This is a genomic window from Microbacterium sp. MYb45 (assembly GCF_002979655.1).
Classification (GTDB): domain Bacteria; phylum Actinomycetota; class Actinomycetes; order Actinomycetales; family Microbacteriaceae; genus Microbacterium.
The window spans coordinates 470,195-486,719 of sequence record NZ_PCPG01000001.1; the positions used below are offsets into that span (position 1 = coordinate 470,195).

The window sequence follows — 16,525 nt, forward strand, 5'->3', positions numbered from 1 at the left end:
GGCTCAGACCCCGCGTCGGGCGGTCTCGAGGATGTCGACCACCGTGGCAGCCATCTCGTCCGCACCGAAGTGATCGGCAGCGGTGATGGTCACGACCGCGTCGTCGAGGAAGATCAGCAGCTGGCCGTGCGCGCCGTGCAGCCGCCATCCGCGGCCGGGGCCACCCCAGCCGGCGAGGGCGTAGCGGTCGTAGCCGGGGTTCGGGCCGGCGACGACCCCGTTCTCGTGCATGGCGTCGATCCATCCCGACGACACCAGCTGCATGCCCTGCCACCATCCGCGGTCGCGGATCAGCAGACCGATCCGCGCCATCTCGCTCGTTCGCAGCGCAAGTCCGCCACCCGCTTCGATGCGTCCGTTCGGACTGCGCGCCCACACCACATCATCGATGCCGAGTGGGCGGAAGAGTCGGGCATCCAGGTAGTCGCCCACATCGCCGACCCGCGCGGAGAGCGCCGTCATGGCGGTGTAGGTGCTGGCGTTCGAGTACTGGAACACGCGTCCGCGCGACGGTCGACGCAGGAACTCGCGGGCGAGATCCGGCCAGTCCGTCATGAGCGTCTCGGACCAGGGCAGGTCGATGCCGCTCGACATCGTGAGCAGATGACGCAGGGTGACCTGTTCGACGCCCTCGCCGCGCTCGAAGTCGGGCAGGTACACCATCACGGGCACATCGAAGGAGATCGCGCCCTCATCGGCGGCGATCGCGGCCGCGAGCACGCACACGCCCTTGGCGACCGAGTGCACGTCCTCGCGCACATCGGGCGTCCAGCGGTGCTCCGCCTCATCGGCTCCGATGCGGACGTGGAGTCCGTGCGCGTCGAAGCCCGAAGCGGTTACGGCCTCGACGATGCGGTCGCGGACGTCCTCGGCGACGGTCATCGTGTGTCGGCCCGGGGGCGTCGGGATCCGGTCGGGTCGTTTCGGCGTCCTTCACGCGATGCGAGCGCGGGGTCGACGAAGAGCCAGCGGGGTCGAGGCTCGACGAGCGGCCGGAACACCCAGCGCACCGGCTTCGTGGCCAGGAGCAACGCGACGACCACGGAGAGCGCTGTCACCAGCGGCAACCAGATCCATGTCGGCTCCAGGTCGCGCAGCGCACCCGTCTCGCGGAACGGATAGAGCACGAACGAGTGGAGGAGGTAGACATACATCGTGTACTGGCCGAACGTGGTCCACCAGTACGAACCGCGCGGGATCAGGGCGAAGAAGGCGGCGCACAGCAAGACCGCCAGCAGCATCAGGGCGATGCGGATCCCGCCGGCCCACCACTGGTCGCCGACCAGGTCGGAGTACGAGTCCTCGTAGAACAGCCAATGGCGCAGGTCGACGGCCTGCCAGAGCGGCAGCCAGTTCCAGGCCGCCCAGCCGACCCCCGCGAAGACCGCCACCGCCGCCACCCGGATCCACCAGGGGCGGAAGTCGAGCAGTCGGAGCCGATCGACGATGTCGTGCTCGCACAGCCACCAGCCGAGCGCGAAGAACGGCAGGAGCCCGAGAGTGCGGGACAGCGAGAACGTGCTGTCGACGTTGGGGAGGTAGCCGGAGCCGATCGAGATCACGACGGTCCACAGCAGCGGCCAGCGGAGCAGCGCGAGATAGGGGAGCACCAGTCGGAAGATTCCGAGCGCGAGCAGGAACCACAGGGTCCAGCTCGGCTTCGTGAAGTTCGGTGTCGCCTCACCCTCGACGAGCCACTTGGTGAGGGTCCACAGCGTCTCGAAGATCACGTAGGGGAGGATGATGTCGGTGATCACTCGCGCCATCTGCGTCTTGGTGGGAGTGCCCGACTTGGAGAAGTAGCCGGAGATGATCGCGAACGCCGGCATGTGGAACGCGTACAGCGCCAGGTAGAAGGCGAAAGCGATGTCCGAGTCGTAGATGAGTCGCTGGATCGCATGCCCGAGCACGACGAGAACGATGCAGATGTACCGCGCGTTGTCCCAGAACGGCACGCGCCGTCGCTTTCGCGGGAGAGATCCTGTGGTGGGCCCTGCGCTGTCCGCCCCGGTACTGCTCATCTTTCGAGGCTACAGCCCGGGAATAAAGTTGCTGTGAGCGCGTTGACACATATACATTCAAATGAATAGAAACGGGTGCGAGTCATCCGGTTCGGAGAACACGGAGCAATCATGAGCGAGCAGTCAGGCGCGCAGGCGATGCAGTTCGGCATCATGTCGGTCAGCGACATCACCCGCGATCCCACCACGGGCATCACCCCCAGCGAGCAGGAGCGCATCAAGGCGACCACGGCGATCGCCGTGCACGCCGAAGAGGTCGGACTCGACGTCTTCGCGATCGGTGAGCACCACAACCCGCCGTTCTGGTCGTCCAGCCCCACCACTTTCCTGGCGGCACTGGCCGCGCAGACCGAGCGCCTCATCGTCTCGACCTCGACGACGCTCATCACCACGAACGACCCCGTGCGCATCGCCGAGGAGTACGCGATGCTGCAGCACGTGTCCGACGGGCGCATGGACCTCATGCTCGGCCGCGGCAACACCGGACCCGTGTACCCCTGGTTCGGGCAGGATATCCGCCAGGGTCTCCCGCTCGCGATCGAGAACTACGCGCTGCTGCACAAGCTGTGGCGTGAGGACGTCGTCGACTGGGAAGGGAAGTTCCGCACCCCGCTGCAGGGCTTCACCTCGACGCCGCGACCTCTCGACGGCATCGCCCCCTTCGTGTGGCACGGCTCCATCCGGACCCCGGAGATCGCGGAGCAGGCCGCCTACTACGGCGACGGGTTCTTCGCGAACAACATCTTCTGGCCGAAGGAGCACTACCAGCGCCTCATCGAGCTGTACCGCCAGCGCTTCGAGCACTACGGTCACGGCACCAGGGAGCAGGCGATCGTCGGCCTCGGCGGTCAGGTGTTCATGGCAGCCAAGTCGCAGGACGCGGTGAACCAGTTCCGCCCGTACTTCGACAACGCGCCGGTGTACGGTCACGGTCCGAGCATGGAGGACTTCACCGAGATGACGCCGCTGACGGTGGGTTCGCCGCAGCAGGTCATCGATCGCTACGCCGGCATGCGCGAGCACTACGGCGACTACCAGCGCCAGCTCTTCCTCATCGACCACGCGGGACTCCCGCTGAAGACAGTGCTGGAGCAGCTCGACATCCTCGGCTCCGAGGTCGTGCCGGTGCTGCGCAAAGAGCTCGCGAAGGACCGCCCGTCCTCCGTCCCCGACGCGCCGACCCACGCCGCACGCGTGGCCGCGGAGTTCGGTGACGGGCCGACCCGTCAGGCCCGCCCCGGCGCGAACCGCGGTGACAACCTCACCGGCGACTCGCCGTACCAGGACAGCCCGGCACCCGCCGGTGCAGCATTCGGGCTCGGCCGGAAGGAGGCCTGACATGACCACGCGTCGTATCGCCGTCGTCGCGGCAGGGCTCTCCAACCCGTCGTCGACCAGGATGCTCGCGGATCGACTGGCCGCCGAGACCGTGAAGGCCCTCGCGGAGCGCGACATCGCGGCCACCGTCGACGTGATCGAGCTGCGCGACTATGCGCACGACATCACGAACAACATGCTCACGGGGTTCGCACCGCAGGCGCTCGAGACCGCGATCAACACGGTGGTCTCCGCCGACGCGCTCATCGCCGTCACGCCGATCTTCTCGACCAGCTACTCGGGACTGTTCAAGTCGTTCATCGACGTGCTGGACCCGGATGCGCTCACCGGGAAGCCGGTCCTGATCGGCGCGAACGCGGGAACCGCGCGGCACTCGCTGGCGATCGACTACGCGATCCGTCCGCTGTTCGCCTACCTGCACGCCGATACCGTCTCGACGGGCGTGTTCGCGGCGTCGAGCGACTGGGGTGACTCGGGTGATGACGTCGCCCCGCTCGCGAAGCGCGTCGAGAAGGGCGCACGGGAACTCGCGGACACGATCGCGCGGAAGGAAGCGGCCACGGTCGCGGACCCCTACGACCCGGCGACGTACCTGGGCGAAGGACGCTCCTTCGGGCACATGCTCGGGGGCCTCGCGGGGGAGTGATCCGCTTCCCCTTGACCGTCGAAACGCGCCGCGCGCCCGAGAAGGGCGCGCGGCGCGTTCATCCCCGCTCCGCTCCTCCGTCCGCTCCCTGTCTCCAGGCATACTCCGTTTCGGGGCGACCTCGTGCGCCGCGACGTGCGGTGCGGAGCGCGACCCCCTCGGCGGTCAGATGCTCCAGGTAGCGCCGGGTCGCGACCCGCGAGAGCCCGAGGCGATCGGCGGCTTCGCGCGCGGACAGCGGTCCGTTCGCGCGCAGTGCCATCGAAACGTCGTTCAGCGAGCTCGCGGACAGACCTTTGGGCAGCGGGATCGCTCCGGTCGCACGGCCGAGCAGCGCGTCGATCTCCGCCTGCGTGGCCTGGCCCCTGGTCGACCGCGCCTGCTCCCGATGAACGCGATACTGCTCCATGCGCTCTCGGAACACCGAGAACGGGAACGGCTTGACGAGGTACTGGTGCACTCCGAGCGCCGCCATCTGTCGGACGCTCTCGGCATCGCGCACGCCGGTGATCGCGATCACATCCGTGGCGGCGGCGCGCGCACGAAGGCTGCGCAGCACATCGATCCCGGAGCCGTCCGGCATGGTGATGTCGAGGAGAACGAGGTCGAACGCGTCGGCACCGGGGTTCTTCAGCACGGCGTGCACCGCTGCGCGGGCACTGCTGCATTCCCCGGCGACGGTGAATCCATCGAGCCGGGCCACGTAGTCCCGGTGCAGTTCGAGGGTCAGGGCATCGTCGTCGACGATCAGCGTACGGATCATGTCGGCGGCCTCCGAGACTGAGCGCGGGGGAGGACGACGCGGAACATCGTGGGGTCGTCACTCACCGTCACCGAACCGCCGGCACTCGTGACCACGGAGCGCACGAGCGCCAGTCCGATACCGCGGCCGTTCCCATCGGCGGGCTTCGTGGAGTAGCCCTGATCGAAGATCCGCTCCTGGAGGAGTGGCGGTATGCCGGGACCACTGTCCGACACCTCGAGCACGATTCCGCCGTCGTCACTCGGATGCAGCGACACCCGCACCCACCGATCGTCGGAGTCGGAGTCGGAGTCGGCGGCAGCGTCCATGGCGTTGTCCACGAGGTTGCCCAGCACGGAGACGGCGTCGACGGGCGACAGCGGCGTGCGGGGTGTATCGGGCTCGATGTGCACCCGCCAGTCGATGCCGCGCTCCTTGGCCTGCGAGGCCTTGCCGAGGAGGAGGGCACCGACGGCGGGATCGCCGTGACCCCGCGCGGTCACCTGATCCACGAGCGACTGGCTCTGTCGTGACGTCTCCGTGAGGATCTCGATCGCTTCGTCGCGGCGCCCGAGCTCGAGCAGCGCGACCGCGGCGTGCATCCGGTTCCCGTGCTCGTGCGTCTGCGCGCGCAGAGCCTCGCCCAGCGTGCGGATCGACTCGTACGACGACACGGCGTCGCGGAGCTGGCCGGGAGGGAGGTCGCCGGCGATGCGTCGGGTCACACGCCGGGCGATGACTGCCAGACCGACGCCGAGTGCGATGAGGCCGATCGTGATGCCGAGAGTGAGAGGCAGGCGGCGGATCAGGGTGTCGGTGATGGACTCGGTCGTCACCCCGGCGGCGACCCAGCCGATCAGGTCTCCGTCCGGCGTCGTGACCGGCGCGATCGTCCGGATCGAGGGACCGAGGGTCCCGGTGAACTCCTCCGTCAGCGTCCGGGATGTCGAGGGGATCGTGCCGAGGTAGATCCCGCCGATCTGGTCGTCGTCGGGGTGGGTGATCCGCGTGCCGTCCAGGGTCATGACGGTGATGAAGTCGAGCCCGGCGCCGGCGATCACTTCCAACGAGTAGGGCTCGAGCTCCCGAGTGGCCGCGTCGTGATCGCTCGAGCGCAGACCGTCGACGACGAGTGGGGAGGAGGCGAACGCGACTGCTGTGGCCGCCGTCACCCGCTCGGCCTCGGCACGGATCGTTCGCTGCGCCTCGGCGACGAGGAAGACCGCCACGAGAGCGCCGATCACGACGGCCGCGATGAGCAGCACGACGAAGACGCGCGAGGCGGTGCTGCGGGCGCGGGAGGTGGGCGCCATCGCCTGCTCCGATCGTCGATGGTCAGGTGCCGTGACCAATACGACCACAACTCGCGCTGCGGCGGGAGGTGGATCACCGTGGGAACCGATCGGCGGTGCAGAAGCCGCCATTCGGACGACGACGTCGACGATCAAGGAGGAAGCCGTGGCGCTCACGACGGGATTCGCACTGCCGAAGTTCAACTGGCGACGAGGGAAGCACGCGTGGGACCGGCACACCTGGCTGTATGTGTCCGTGCTGATCGCCGTCGTGCTCGGCGCGGCGGTCGGGCTCATCTGGCCGGAGGTGGGCCGAGGGTTCGAAGCGCTGGGCACCGGCTTCGTCGCCCTGATCAAGATGATGATCGCCCCGATCATCTTCTGCACGATCGTCGTGGGCGTCGGTTCCATCGCCAAAGCGGCCACGGTCGGCAAGATCGGCGGACTCGCGCTCCTCTACTTCATGGTGATGTCGACGTTCGCGCTGGCGATCGGACTCGTCGTCGGGAACATCATCCACCCGGGCGCGGGCCTCGATATGGCGTCTTCGACCTATGACGTGGTCGAGGCAGAGGCCAAGACGACGCAGGAGTTCATCCTCGGCATCATCCCGACCACTTTCTTGTCGGCCTTCACGGGGGAGAGCGTGCTGCAGGTGCTGTTCATCGCACTGCTCGTCGGTTTCGCGCTGCAGGGACTCGGCGAGCGCGGCGCCCCCATCATGGAGGCGGTCAAGCAGCTGCAGAAGCTCGTCTTCCGCATCCTCGGGATGATCCTCTGGCTCGCACCGATCGGCGCGTTCGGAGCGATCGCCGCGGTGGTGGGCAAGACCGGTGTCGCGGCGATCTGGAGTCTCGGGACGTTGATGGTCGCGTTCTACATCACGTGCATCCTGTTCATCGTCGTGATCCTCGGGGCGATGCTGTGGGCGGTGACGCGGGTGAACATCTTCGCTCTCATGAAGTACCTCGCGCGGGAGTACCTGCTCATCGTCGGCACGTCCTCGTCGGAATCCGCCCTCCCTCGCCTGATCGCGAAGATGGAGTTCGTCGGCGTCTCCAAGCCTGTCGTCGGCATCACGGTGCCCACCGGGTACTCGTTCAACCTCGACGGAACGGCGATCTACCTGACGATGGCATCGCTGTTCATCGCCACGGGGATGGGGCAGCCGATGTCGATCGGCGAACAGATCGGCCTGCTCGTGTTCATGATCATCGCCAGCAAGGGGGCTGCCGGAGTGACCGGTGCGGGGCTGGCGACACTCGCCGGGGGTCTGCAGGCGTATCGCCCCGACCTCGTCGACGGGGTGGGCGTGATCGTCGGCATCGACCGCTTCATGTCTGAGGGACGAGCTCTGACGAACTTCACCGGCAACGCCGTCGCGACCCTCCTGATCGGTACCTGGACGAAGCAGATCGACCGCGACCGCGTGCGACGGGTGCTGAGCGGCGAACTCCCCTTCGACGAGTCACTGCTCGACGGCGTCGACGCGCACGGGAATGCGGATGCACCGCAGGGCGCGGATGTGCAGGAACTGCGGGAGGCGGCAGTGACGGAGATGGCGGCGAAGGAGGAGCGGGCCAGGGCGCGAGCCGAACGCAGCTGACGAGCGGGTGAGGGATGCGGGAGTCCGGATGAACGGGCTCCCGCATCCGCGCGGTCAACCGCTCTTGCGTCGGAACTCGCGCCGGGTCTGCGGGGCGTTCGCACTGTGCACGGCGGAGTCGCCATCCAGGTGCGCCTCGCCCTGCCGGTGGTGCGCGTTCTTCTTCTCGAGCGCTTCCTTGAACTTGCGCTTCATCTCCTCAGAGGAGGAGGCGCCTTCTTCGGTGCTCATGCCCCGAGCCTAGAGCACCGGCTGCGGCAGGTCACCCTCTCGTGCCGCGCAGCACGCGATCGAGCAGTACTCCCAACCCCAGCGCGACGACGATCGACACCGGAACGGCGATCACCGGCCCGCCCGGCAGGATGGCGGCGATCGTGGCGCCCACTGCCGCCTGGTAGAGCGCCCAACCGGTCGCGGCCAGTGCGACCAGAGCGAGGTAGCGAGGCGGATGGATGCGCGACGCCCCGGCCACGAGGTTGATCGCCAGTCGGGCGAAGGGCACGAATCGGGCCGTGAAGAGCACGGTGGCCGTCCCCGTGTCCAACCGGTGCCGTGCCCAACCCAATGCCTGCTGCACCCGAGACGCCCTCATCCACCGCCACCGATCGACGCCGACGGTCCGGCCGACCAGATAGCAGCAGGCGTCTCCCACGGTCGCGGCTGCCGCGGCGCAGACGACGACCGCCCAGAGCGGCGGGGCTCCGGTGGTCACCGCCAGCGCTCCGAGCGCGGTCACCGCGATCTCACCCGGCACGACGACGAAGAAGGCGTCCCCGAGCACGAGCAGGCCCATCAGTGCCAGGCTCCACGGCCCGGTGAGGGATTCGGTGAGCAGATCCGTCGTCACGTCGCCCACTGTGCCTGCAGAGGGTGAACGGGAACCAAAGAGCGCATAGCCGGTGACCCGCCGTCCAGCATCCGGTGAACATCCGGTGCTGCGGGCCGTTTCCGACGCGTGCGCCCTCGATGCTCGGTCATCCTGAGGCTGTGAGAGTAGCGATCGTCACGGAGTCCTTCCTTCCGCACATGAACGGCGTCACCGGGTCGGTGCTGCAGATCCTGCGTCACCTCGAGCAACACGGCCACGATGCCCACGTGATCGCCCCCGCCGCAGTCGGGATCCCCGGGGAGGTGGATGGGGTGTCGATCGAGGCGATCCCGAGCCTCGCTCTTCCGGGGTACCACAACGTCAGGGTCGGCACGTCGGGCGCTCCGCGCATCGCTGCGTCCCTGCGACGTTTCCAGCCGGATGTCGTGCACCTCGCCTCGCCGTTTGCGCTCGGTTGGCGGGGGGTGCTCTCCGCCGAGCGGATCGGGGTCGCCAGCGTCGCCGCCTACCAGACCGACGTGGCGGCCTACACGGAGCGCTACCGGGTGGCCGCGGCCACGGGCATCGCCCAGACGCACATCGCGCGCCTGCATCGACGCGCGACCATGACGCTCGCTCCGTCTGCGGACTCCGCTCAGCAGCTCGCCGCACTCGGGGTGGATCGTGTACGCCACTGGGGGAGGGGAGTCGACGCGGAACGCTTCCGACCGTCTCGTCGCAATCCCGGACTGCGCGCCGCGTGGGGTGCCGAGATCGTGATCGGATACGTCGGCCGCCTCGCCCCGGAGAAGCAGGTCGAGGACCTCGCCGCGCTCCGCGACCTCCCGGGTGCGCGCCTGGTGATCGTCGGAGACGGACCCAGCAGAGCACGGTTGGAGGGGCTGCTCCCGGATGCCGTGTTCCTCGGCCACCTCGACGGGTCTGCGCTCGCCGCGGCCATGGCGTCGTTCGACGTCTTCGTGCACCCCGGGGAGAGCGAGACGTTCGGGCAGACCCTGCAGGAGGCCCACGCCAGCGGGGTCCCGGTGATCGCGACCGGCCGCGGCGGGCCCCTCGATCTCGTTCGCATGGGTGTCGACGGCTGGCTGTACCGCCCAGGAGACCTCGGCGACCTGCGGATGCGAGTGGCCGATCTGGCAGGCGACGCGAGAAAGCGACGGGCGTTCGGAGAAGCCGGTCATGACGCGGTGCAGAGTCGCAGCTGGACGAGCGTGTGCGATCAGCTGCTCGGGCACTTCGAGGAGGCGCGTCTGCTGCAGCGGGTGGATGCGGCCTCCCGCGCTCGCCGCGTCACCCGGCCCGATTCCCCGCCGCCGGTGACCGCGCGTCGCTGGCGCCGCTTCGTCGCCCTGGGGGATTCGCTCACCGAGGGCCTGTGCGATCCCGCCCCGGATGGGGGCCTGCGTGGGTGGGCCGATCGGCTCGCGCTGCTGCTGGCCGCGCGGGGCGGGCTCCACTACGCGAACCTCGCGATCAGGTCGAAACGTGTGCGCGATGTGTCCGGATGGCAGGTGGACCGCGCGCTCGAACTGCATCCTGACCTCGTCTCGATCCTCATCGGCGCGAACGATCTCGTGAAGCATCGTGTCGACGTCGCAGCGCTCGCCGCGGAGGTGGAGCACGCTGTCGTGCGGCTGCGGGCGATCGGAGCGGATGTGCTGTTGGTCACCCCGTTCCTCCCGGATCGTCGGGCGGCTGCCGTCTACACGCGGCGCTTCGCGGCGTTCGCGACGGCGTTGACGGGGATCGCGGCGCGGACGGGAGCGATCCTGATCGACACGGACCTGCATCCGGCACTGGCCGAGCGACCGAACTGGGGTGAGGATCTGGTGCATCTGAGCAGCCGGGGCCATCGTCTCCTGGCGTATCGAGCGGCCGAGATTCTGGGTGTTCCCGATGCGGATGCGCTGGGTATCCTCGATGCCGCCCTGCACGAGCACGAGCCGATCGGTGCGGGCGCGTGGTGGCGGCGACACGCCCTTCCCTGGGTCTGGCGCCGCCTGCACGGTCGCGCGGCGGGCGATGGTCGTGTGGCGAAGCATGAGGACTACGTCTATCTCGGGCGCTCGTCCGCGGCGCGGTGGGCGAACATCGGCTGATCCGCTCGGCGCAGCGCCGCGTCGACTCGTCGAGCCACCGCCGACGTGCAGAGGCGGTCAGCGCCGCCCCATGCCGTGATACTGCCAGCCCGCTGCACGCCAGGCCGCCGCATCGAGGCAGTTGCGTCCGTCGATGATGATCCGTCCGCGGACCAGACCGCCGGCGTGGGTGGGGGAAAGATCGCGACGGTACTCGTCCCACTCGGTCACGATCACGACCGCATCGGCTTCCCGAAGAGCATCATCGCGGTGTCGCGCATAGCCCAGCTGCGGATGCGCGGCAGCGGCGTTGTCGAGAGCGGCGGGGTCGGTCACGACGACGTCTGCGCCGAGCCCACGCAGCCGAACGGCGACGTCGAGGGCGGGGCTGTCGCGGATGTCGTCGCTGAACGGCTTGAACGCGGCACCGAGTACAGCGATCCGACGTCCGAACACGAGCCCGCCCAATGCGTCCACGACGAGCCGGACCGCCCGTTCGCGGCGCCGGAGGTTGATCGCGTCCACCTCGTGGAGGAACCCGACCGCTTCGCCGCGACCCAGCTCTTCCGCACGGGCGGCGAATGCCCGGATGTCCTTCGGCAGGCAGCCGCCGCCGAAGCCGATGCCGGCGCCGAGGTAGCGCCGACCGATCCGCGAGTCGTGGCCGAGAGCGTCGGCGAGCAGCGCCACGTCGGCGCCGGAGGCCTCGGCGATCTCCGCCATCGCGTTGATGAACGAGATCTTGGTCGCGAGAAAGGCGTTCGCGGCGCCCTTCACCAGTTCCGCCGTGGCGAGGTCGGTGACCAGGAAGGGCGTCCCGGCCGCGACGGCCGCCGCGTAGACCTGGCGCAGCACCGCCACGGCGCGTGTGCCCGCGGAGTCCGTCTCGGCGCCGACCACGAGCCGGTCCGGTGTCAGCGTGTCGTGCACGGCCCACCCCTCGCGAAGGAACTCGGGGTTCCACACCACGGTCGTGCCCGAGTCGATGACGCGCGCAGCGAGCCGTGCGGCGGTGCCCACCGGCACGGTCGATTTCCCCGCGATCACGTCGCCGCGGCGGAGATGGGGGAGCAGCCCGTCGATCGCCGCATCGACGTAGCGGAGGTCGGCCGCGTGACCGCCGGGGATCTGCGGGGTTCCCACTGCGAGGAAGTGCACCTGCACGCCCGCGGCATCCGCCATCCGGCTGCTGAACCGGAGCCGACCGGATGCTCGTCCCTCGGCGAGCAGCTCCGTCAGCTGCGGTTCGAAGAACGGTGCGGATCCTGCGTCGAGTGCGGCCACCTTCCGTTCGTCGACGTCGATGCCGATGACGTCGTGTCCGATCGAGGCCATGGCTGCGGCGTGCACGGCACCGAGGTACCCGCAGCCGATCACTGACATGCGCATGGAGACAGCACAACGGACTTCCGCCACGGTGTGGCATCCGCGCGGTGAACGTTCCGTGGCCGGTGCCTGTCCACTCCGCGCCGCTGCGGCGACGTGGGTTTTGCGGAGTCCGCTGGTAGGGTGGATGAGGTTGACGTGTGTCAACCGCACAATCGAATATCGACTCATGGAGCGAGCGGCGGAGAAGCTGGTCCCCTGTGGTGGGTTCCTCGGCAGGACATGTCGGGTGGCTTTCTACTGGTGGCCAGCGCAGGCGACATTCGCGGGAATGCCCGCGCGCCCGAACCCTTCCGTTCCGCTCCTTTGAACACGCTCGCGCGTCACATGGACTCGCGAGTCTAAACAAAGAAGGAGAGACCTCTTGGAAGGTCCTGAAATCACCGCCACCGAGGCCGTTCTCGACAACGGCCGCTTCGGCACCCGCACCATCCGCTTCGAGACCGGCCGCCTCGCGCAGCAGGCTCAGGGCGCAGTCGCCGCGTACCTCGACGGCGAGACCATGCTCCTCTCGGCCACCAGCGCAGGCAAGCACCCGCGCGAGGGCTTCGACTTCTTCCCGCTGACGGTCGACGTCGAGGAGCGCTCCTACGCTGCCGGCAAGATCCCCGGCTCGTTCTTCCGTCGCGAGGGCCGTCCCTCCACGGAGGCGATCCTCGTCTGCCGTCTGATCGACCGTCCGCTGCGCCCGTCGTTCGTCGACGGCCTGCGCAACGAGGTCCAGGTCGTCATCACCGTCATGTCGATCGCTCCGGGCGAGTTCTACGACGCTCTCGCGATCAACGCCGCGTCGGCGTCCACGCAGATCTCGGGTCTCCCGTTCTCCGGCCCCGTCGCCGGTGTGCGCCTCGCGTTCATCCCGGGCAACGGCCAGAACGACGACCAGTGGGTCGCGTTCCCGACCGCTGAGCAGGTCTCGGAGGCCGTGTTCGACCTGATCGTCGCCGGTCGTGTCGTCACCAAGGCCGATGGCACGGAAGACGTCGCCATCATGATGGTCGAGGCCGAGGCGACCGAGGGCAGCTGGAACCTGATCAAGGCCGGCGCCACGAAGCCGAACGAAGAGGTCGTGGCCCAGGGCCTCGAGGCCTCGAAGCCGTTCATCGCTCAGCTCGTCAAGGCTCAGGCCGAGCTCGCTGCGACCGCATCGAAGGAGCCGGGCGTCTACCCGGTCTTCCCGGCGTACAGCCAGGAGGTCTACGACTTCGTCGCCGGCCGCTCCTACGACGAGCTTGTCGGTGTCTACCAGATCGCCGACAAGGTCGAGCGTCAGACCGCTGACGATGCGATCAAGGACCGCGTCAAGGCCGAGCTCATCGAGGCCACCGAGGCGGGTTCGCTCCCGGCTGCGGCTCCGCTCGAGTTCTCTGCGGCGTACAAGTCGGTCACCAAGAAGATCGTCCGTGGTCGCATCCTCACCGAGGGCGCTCGCATCGACGGCCGTGGGCTCGCGGACATCCGCCCGCTCGACGCCGAGGTGCAGGTCATCCCGCGCGTGCACGGCTCCGCGGTCTTCCAGCGCGGCGAGACTCAGATCCTGGGTGTCACCACGCTGAACATGCTCAAGATGGAGCAGCAGATCGACTCGCTGTCACCGGTCACGAGCAAGCGCTACATGCACCACTACAACTTCCCGCCCTACTCGACCGGTGAGACCGGCCGTGTCGGTTCGCCGAAGCGTCGCGAGATCGGGCACGGCTTCCTCGCCGAGCGCGCGCTCGTGCCGGTGCTGCCGAGCCGCGAGGAGTTCCCGTACGCGATCCGTCAGGTGTCCGAGGCGCTGAGCTCCAACGGCTCGACGTCGATGGGCTCCGTGTGCGCGTCGACCCTGTCGCTGCTGAACGCGGGTGTGCCGTTGCGCGCCCCCGTCGCCGGTATCGCGATGGGTCTCGTCTCCGACGAGGTCAACGGTGAGACCCGCTACGCGGCGCTGACCGACATCCTCGGCGCGGAAGACGCTCTCGGTGACATGGACTTCAAGGTCGCGGGAACGAGTGACTTCGTCACGGCGATCCAGCTCGACACGAAGCTCGACGGCATCCCGACGTCGGTGCTCACGGGCGCGCTGACGCAGGCTCGCGAGGCTCGCCTCACGATCCTCAACGTCCTGAACGCTGCGATCGACGCACCTGACGAGATGGCTCCCACCGCGCCGCGCGTCATCAGCGTGCAGATCCCGGTCGACAAGATCGGTGAGCTGATCGGCCCGAAGGGCAAGACGATCAACGCGATCCAGGACGAGACCGGCGCGCAGATCTCCATCGAAGAGGACGGCACCGTCTACATCGGTGCGACCGACGGACCCGCGGCCGAGGCCGCTCGCGCCCAGGTCAACGCGATCGCCAACCCCACCAACCCGGAGATCGGGGAGCAGTTCCTCGGCACCGTCGTGAAGATCGCCACCTTCGGTGCGTTCATCTCGCTGCTCCCGGGCAAGGACGGTCTGCTGCACGTCACCGAGGTGCGCAAGCTCGCCGGCGGCAAGCGTGTGGAGAACGTCGACGACGTGCTGTCGGTCGGTCAGAAGATCCTCGTCAAGATCACGAAGATCGACGACCGCGGCAAGCTTTCGCTCGAGCCCGTTCTCGACGATGCTGCCGCCGCTGAGGCAGCGCCCGCCGAAGACGCGGCCGCCGAGTAAGCGCAGAGATCGAACCGGAACCCGGGTCCGTCCGTCGTGGACGGGCCCGGGTTCCGTCGTATCCGGTGTGACCAAATCGTTATCGGCCGTTTCCGCGCCGTTCCCCGGATTGGTCAGGGCGTTCGATGAATTCGCTTACCCTCGAAGTACGCACCGGGGGGTGCAGATCCAGCAGGTACGCAGGTCGGCACGCACCGATCGACGCGGGGGTGAGAGAGTATGCGGTTGTTCAGCGTAGGCGCAGGAGCGTCGGCCGATCGCGCCCAGCAGCACGCCGAGCACCCGTCCGCACCGATCCCCATCGTCGGACCGGGAATAGGGGAGACCATCCGCGTCCCGCTCGGCGAGACCGGCTACGAGACCTTCCCGCTGATGCTGGGCGCCGCCGAGTTCGGCTGGAACGTCGATCTCGAGACCAGCCACGGAATCCTCGATCGCTACATGGAGTTCGGCGGTAACGCCATCCATACGGCCGACGGATTCTCCGGCGGGCGCAGCGAGCACATCATCGGCCAGTGGTTGCGGTCGCGCGGTCGGCGCGATCACGCGGTGCTGAGCGTGCGCATCGGTGCCCACGCCGACAATCCGGGGCTGGGCTCGGTCAACCTCGTACGTGCGGTGGAGGGGTCGCTCACACGGCTCGGGGTCGAGCGCATCGACGTCCTGTACCTCGACGCGACGCTCGATGCCACGACCAATCTCGAAGACACCCTGGCGACCGTGGAATGGCTGTCGGACGCGGGGAAGGTCGGTGCCGTCGGGGCCTTCGGCCTGTCACCGGAGCGACTGGTCGAGGCACGCATCCTCGCCTCGGCCGGATACCCGCGCATCCAGGTGATCGATGCGCCGTACAACCTCATCCGTCGCCAGCCGTTCGAGGGCGACCTGCGCCTCGTCGCCGGTGCGCAGAACCTCGCGGTGACGCCGTCTCACGCCCTCGAACACGGGTTCCTCTCGGGGCGCCACCGTAACAAGGCGCTGACCTCGCGCGGCGTGCGCGGCGAGCAGTTGCGCGGGCACTTGAACCGGCGGGGTATCAAGATCCTGCGCGCACTCGACCAGGTGGCCGAGGAGTTGGCGGTCCCCGTGGCTGCGGTCTCGATCGCCTGGCTGCTCGCTCAGCGCACGATCGCGGCACCGATCGTGAACACGTTCGCGACGGAACATGTCGATGAACTCATGCAGGGCGCGGGTGTCTCGCTGTCGCGGAGCCACCTCGCCGAGCTGACCCGGGCCGGCAACTGAGCATCGTCCCACCCGTGACATAGGGTGGGATCAAGGCCCGGCGGATGCTGGCGATGAAGCGAGCGAGTTGTGACGCACTACATATATCTGGTCAGACATGGTGAACATCAGGATGCGGAGCATGGTCTCGCCGACGGACCCCTTTCTCCCCGAGGGCAGCGTCAGGCCGAGCTGATCGCCGACCGACTGTCCGGGCTTCCGCTCGACGCGGTATGGCATTCGCCGTTGCTCCGCGCGAACGAGACGGCTCGAGCGATCGCTGCTCGTCTGCCGTCGGTCGATCCTGAGCCCACCGCGCTGCTCTTCGATTGCGTCCCCACCGGGATGACCGAAGAGACTCCCGCGGTGTTCGAGCCGTTCTTCGGCTCGGTCACCGAAGCCGAGATCGAAGCGGGGCGCGCGCAGATGTCGGATGCGGTCGAGGAGTTCCTCGTGCGCAAGACCGGGGAGGTGCATGAGGTGCTGATCACACACAACTTCGTGATCTCGTGGTTCGTGCGTGAAGTGCTCGCGGCGCCGGAGTGGCGATGGATGACGTTGAACCAGTCCCACTGCGGTCTGACGGTCATCGCGCAGAAGCAGGGGCGGCCGTGGACGCTTCTCACGCACAACGACACCGGGCATCTTCCGGTGGAGCTGCGAACGGGAATCCCCGACGCGCTTCTCGTCTGAGAGCTCTCGCTTCCAGAACGGCGGAGGAC

At 68.3% G+C, this 16,525-nt stretch carries 14 protein-coding genes; 7 read left to right on the top strand and 7 right to left on the bottom strand.

Annotation, left to right across the window (positions count from 1 at the left end):
- Positions 1-3: 3 nt before the first annotated feature.
- Complete coding sequence (locus CQ034_RS02200; protein WP_105709779.1) at positions 4-882, bottom strand: serine hydrolase; 879 nt, start codon at positions 880-882, stop codon at positions 4-6.
- Positions 879-2,021, bottom strand: a complete 1,143-nt coding sequence (locus CQ034_RS02205; protein ID WP_105709780.1) for an acyltransferase family protein — start codon at positions 2,019-2,021, stop codon at positions 879-881. The genes CQ034_RS02200 and CQ034_RS02205 overlap by 4 nt, the downstream gene beginning before the upstream one ends.
- A 111-nt stretch (positions 2,022-2,132) precedes the next feature.
- Here CQ034_RS02205 and CQ034_RS02210 point away from each other — a divergent pair, with 111 nt between their 5' ends.
- Positions 2,133-3,359 (top strand): LLM class flavin-dependent oxidoreductase, encoded by a 1,227-nt coding sequence (locus CQ034_RS02210; protein WP_029263630.1) that lies wholly within the window; start codon positions 2,133-2,135, stop codon positions 3,357-3,359.
- 1 nt (position 3,360) lies between these two features.
- The gene (locus CQ034_RS02215) at positions 3,361-4,005 is read left to right on the top strand and encodes an FMN reductase (protein WP_029263629.1); all 645 of its coding nucleotides are present in this window, start codon (positions 3,361-3,363) and stop codon (positions 4,003-4,005) included.
- Positions 4,006-4,063: 58 nt separating this feature from the next.
- Here CQ034_RS02215 and CQ034_RS02220 read toward each other — a convergent pair whose 3' ends face one another.
- Together CQ034_RS02220 and CQ034_RS02225 are read right to left on the bottom strand one after the other, a co-directional pair.
- On the bottom strand, positions 4,064-4,768 hold the full coding sequence (locus CQ034_RS02220) for a response regulator (protein WP_105709781.1): 705 nt from the start codon (positions 4,766-4,768) through the stop codon (positions 4,064-4,066).
- Positions 4,765-6,060: an ATP-binding protein gene (locus CQ034_RS02225; protein WP_105709782.1), complete on the bottom strand. Its 1,296-nt coding sequence runs from the start codon at positions 6,058-6,060 to the stop codon at positions 4,765-4,767. Before CQ034_RS02225 ends, CQ034_RS02220 begins: the two co-directional genes overlap by 4 nt.
- 145 nt (positions 6,061-6,205) lie before the next feature.
- On the opposite strand from CQ034_RS02225, the gene CQ034_RS02230 reads away from it, so the two are divergent.
- Positions 6,206-7,645, top strand: a complete 1,440-nt coding sequence (locus CQ034_RS02230; RefSeq protein ID WP_105710332.1) for a cation:dicarboxylate symporter family transporter — start codon at positions 6,206-6,208, stop codon at positions 7,643-7,645.
- A 54-nt stretch (positions 7,646-7,699) separates the two neighbouring features.
- Here CQ034_RS02230 and CQ034_RS19510 read toward each other — a convergent pair whose 3' ends face one another.
- Both CQ034_RS19510 and CQ034_RS02235 read right to left on the bottom strand, forming a co-directional pair.
- Entirely contained in the window at positions 7,700-7,876 is a 177-nt protein-coding gene (locus CQ034_RS19510) for a DUF5302 domain-containing protein (RefSeq protein ID WP_017830923.1), read from the bottom strand.
- A 31-nt stretch (positions 7,877-7,907) separates the two neighbouring features.
- Complete coding sequence (locus tag CQ034_RS02235) at positions 7,908-8,492, bottom strand: DedA family protein (protein ID WP_105710333.1); 585 nt, start codon at positions 8,490-8,492, stop codon at positions 7,908-7,910.
- A gap of 140 nt (positions 8,493-8,632) precedes the next feature.
- Here CQ034_RS02235 and CQ034_RS02240 point away from each other — a divergent pair, with 140 nt between their 5' ends.
- Positions 8,633-10,573: a GDSL-type esterase/lipase family protein gene (locus CQ034_RS02240; RefSeq protein ID WP_105709783.1), complete on the top strand. Its 1,941-nt coding sequence runs from the start codon at positions 8,633-8,635 to the stop codon at positions 10,571-10,573.
- 57 nt (positions 10,574-10,630) lie between these two features.
- Here the strand turns inward: CQ034_RS02240 and CQ034_RS02245 are convergent, their stop codons facing one another.
- Positions 10,631-11,941 carry a UDP-glucose/GDP-mannose dehydrogenase family protein gene (locus tag CQ034_RS02245; protein ID WP_105709784.1) on the bottom strand — a complete coding sequence of 437 codons (1,311 nt, stop codon included), beginning with the start codon at positions 11,939-11,941 and terminating at the stop codon, positions 10,631-10,633.
- 361 nt (positions 11,942-12,302) lie between these two features.
- Between CQ034_RS02245 and CQ034_RS02250 the strand changes: the two genes are divergently transcribed.
- The 3 genes from CQ034_RS02250 (at position 12,303) to CQ034_RS02260 (ending at position 16,496) form a co-directional block, all read left to right on the top strand.
- Positions 12,303-14,579 carry a polyribonucleotide nucleotidyltransferase gene (locus CQ034_RS02250; protein ID WP_029263622.1) on the top strand — a complete coding sequence of 759 codons (2,277 nt, stop codon included), beginning with the start codon at positions 12,303-12,305 and terminating at the stop codon, positions 14,577-14,579.
- A gap of 219 nt (positions 14,580-14,798) precedes the next feature.
- Positions 14,799-15,824 (top strand): aldo/keto reductase, encoded by a 1,026-nt coding sequence (locus CQ034_RS02255; protein WP_105709785.1) that lies wholly within the window; start codon positions 14,799-14,801, stop codon positions 15,822-15,824.
- 69 nt (positions 15,825-15,893) lie between these two features.
- Positions 15,894-16,496, top strand: a complete 603-nt coding sequence (locus tag CQ034_RS02260; protein ID WP_029263620.1) for a histidine phosphatase family protein — start codon at positions 15,894-15,896, stop codon at positions 16,494-16,496.
- Positions 16,497-16,525 lie beyond the last annotated feature (29 nt).

Coding starts and splice junctions, on each gene's coding strand:
- CQ034_RS02200 (WP_105709779.1), bottom strand. CDS start 882: ATGACCGTCGCCGAGGACGTCCGCGACCGCATCGTCGAGGCCGTAACC.
- CQ034_RS02205 (WP_105709780.1), bottom strand. CDS start 2,021: ATGAGCAGTACCGGGGCGGACAGCGCAGGGCCCACCACAGGATCTCTC.
- CQ034_RS02210 (WP_029263630.1), top strand. CDS start 2,133: ATGAGCGAGCAGTCAGGCGCGCAGGCGATGCAGTTCGGCATCATGTCG.
- CQ034_RS02215 (WP_029263629.1), top strand. CDS start 3,361: ATGACCACGCGTCGTATCGCCGTCGTCGCGGCAGGGCTCTCCAACCCG.
- CQ034_RS02220 (WP_105709781.1), bottom strand. CDS start 4,768: ATGATCCGTACGCTGATCGTCGACGACGATGCCCTGACCCTCGAACTG.
- CQ034_RS02225 (WP_105709782.1), bottom strand. CDS start 6,060: ATGGCGCCCACCTCCCGCGCCCGCAGCACCGCCTCGCGCGTCTTCGTC.
- CQ034_RS19510 (WP_017830923.1), bottom strand. CDS start 7,876: ATGAGCACCGAAGAAGGCGCCTCCTCCTCTGAGGAGATGAAGCGCAAG.
- CQ034_RS02245 (WP_105709784.1), bottom strand. CDS start 11,941: ATGCGCATGTCAGTGATCGGCTGCGGGTACCTCGGTGCCGTGCACGCC.
- CQ034_RS02255 (WP_105709785.1), top strand. CDS start 14,799: ATGCGGTTGTTCAGCGTAGGCGCAGGAGCGTCGGCCGATCGCGCCCAG.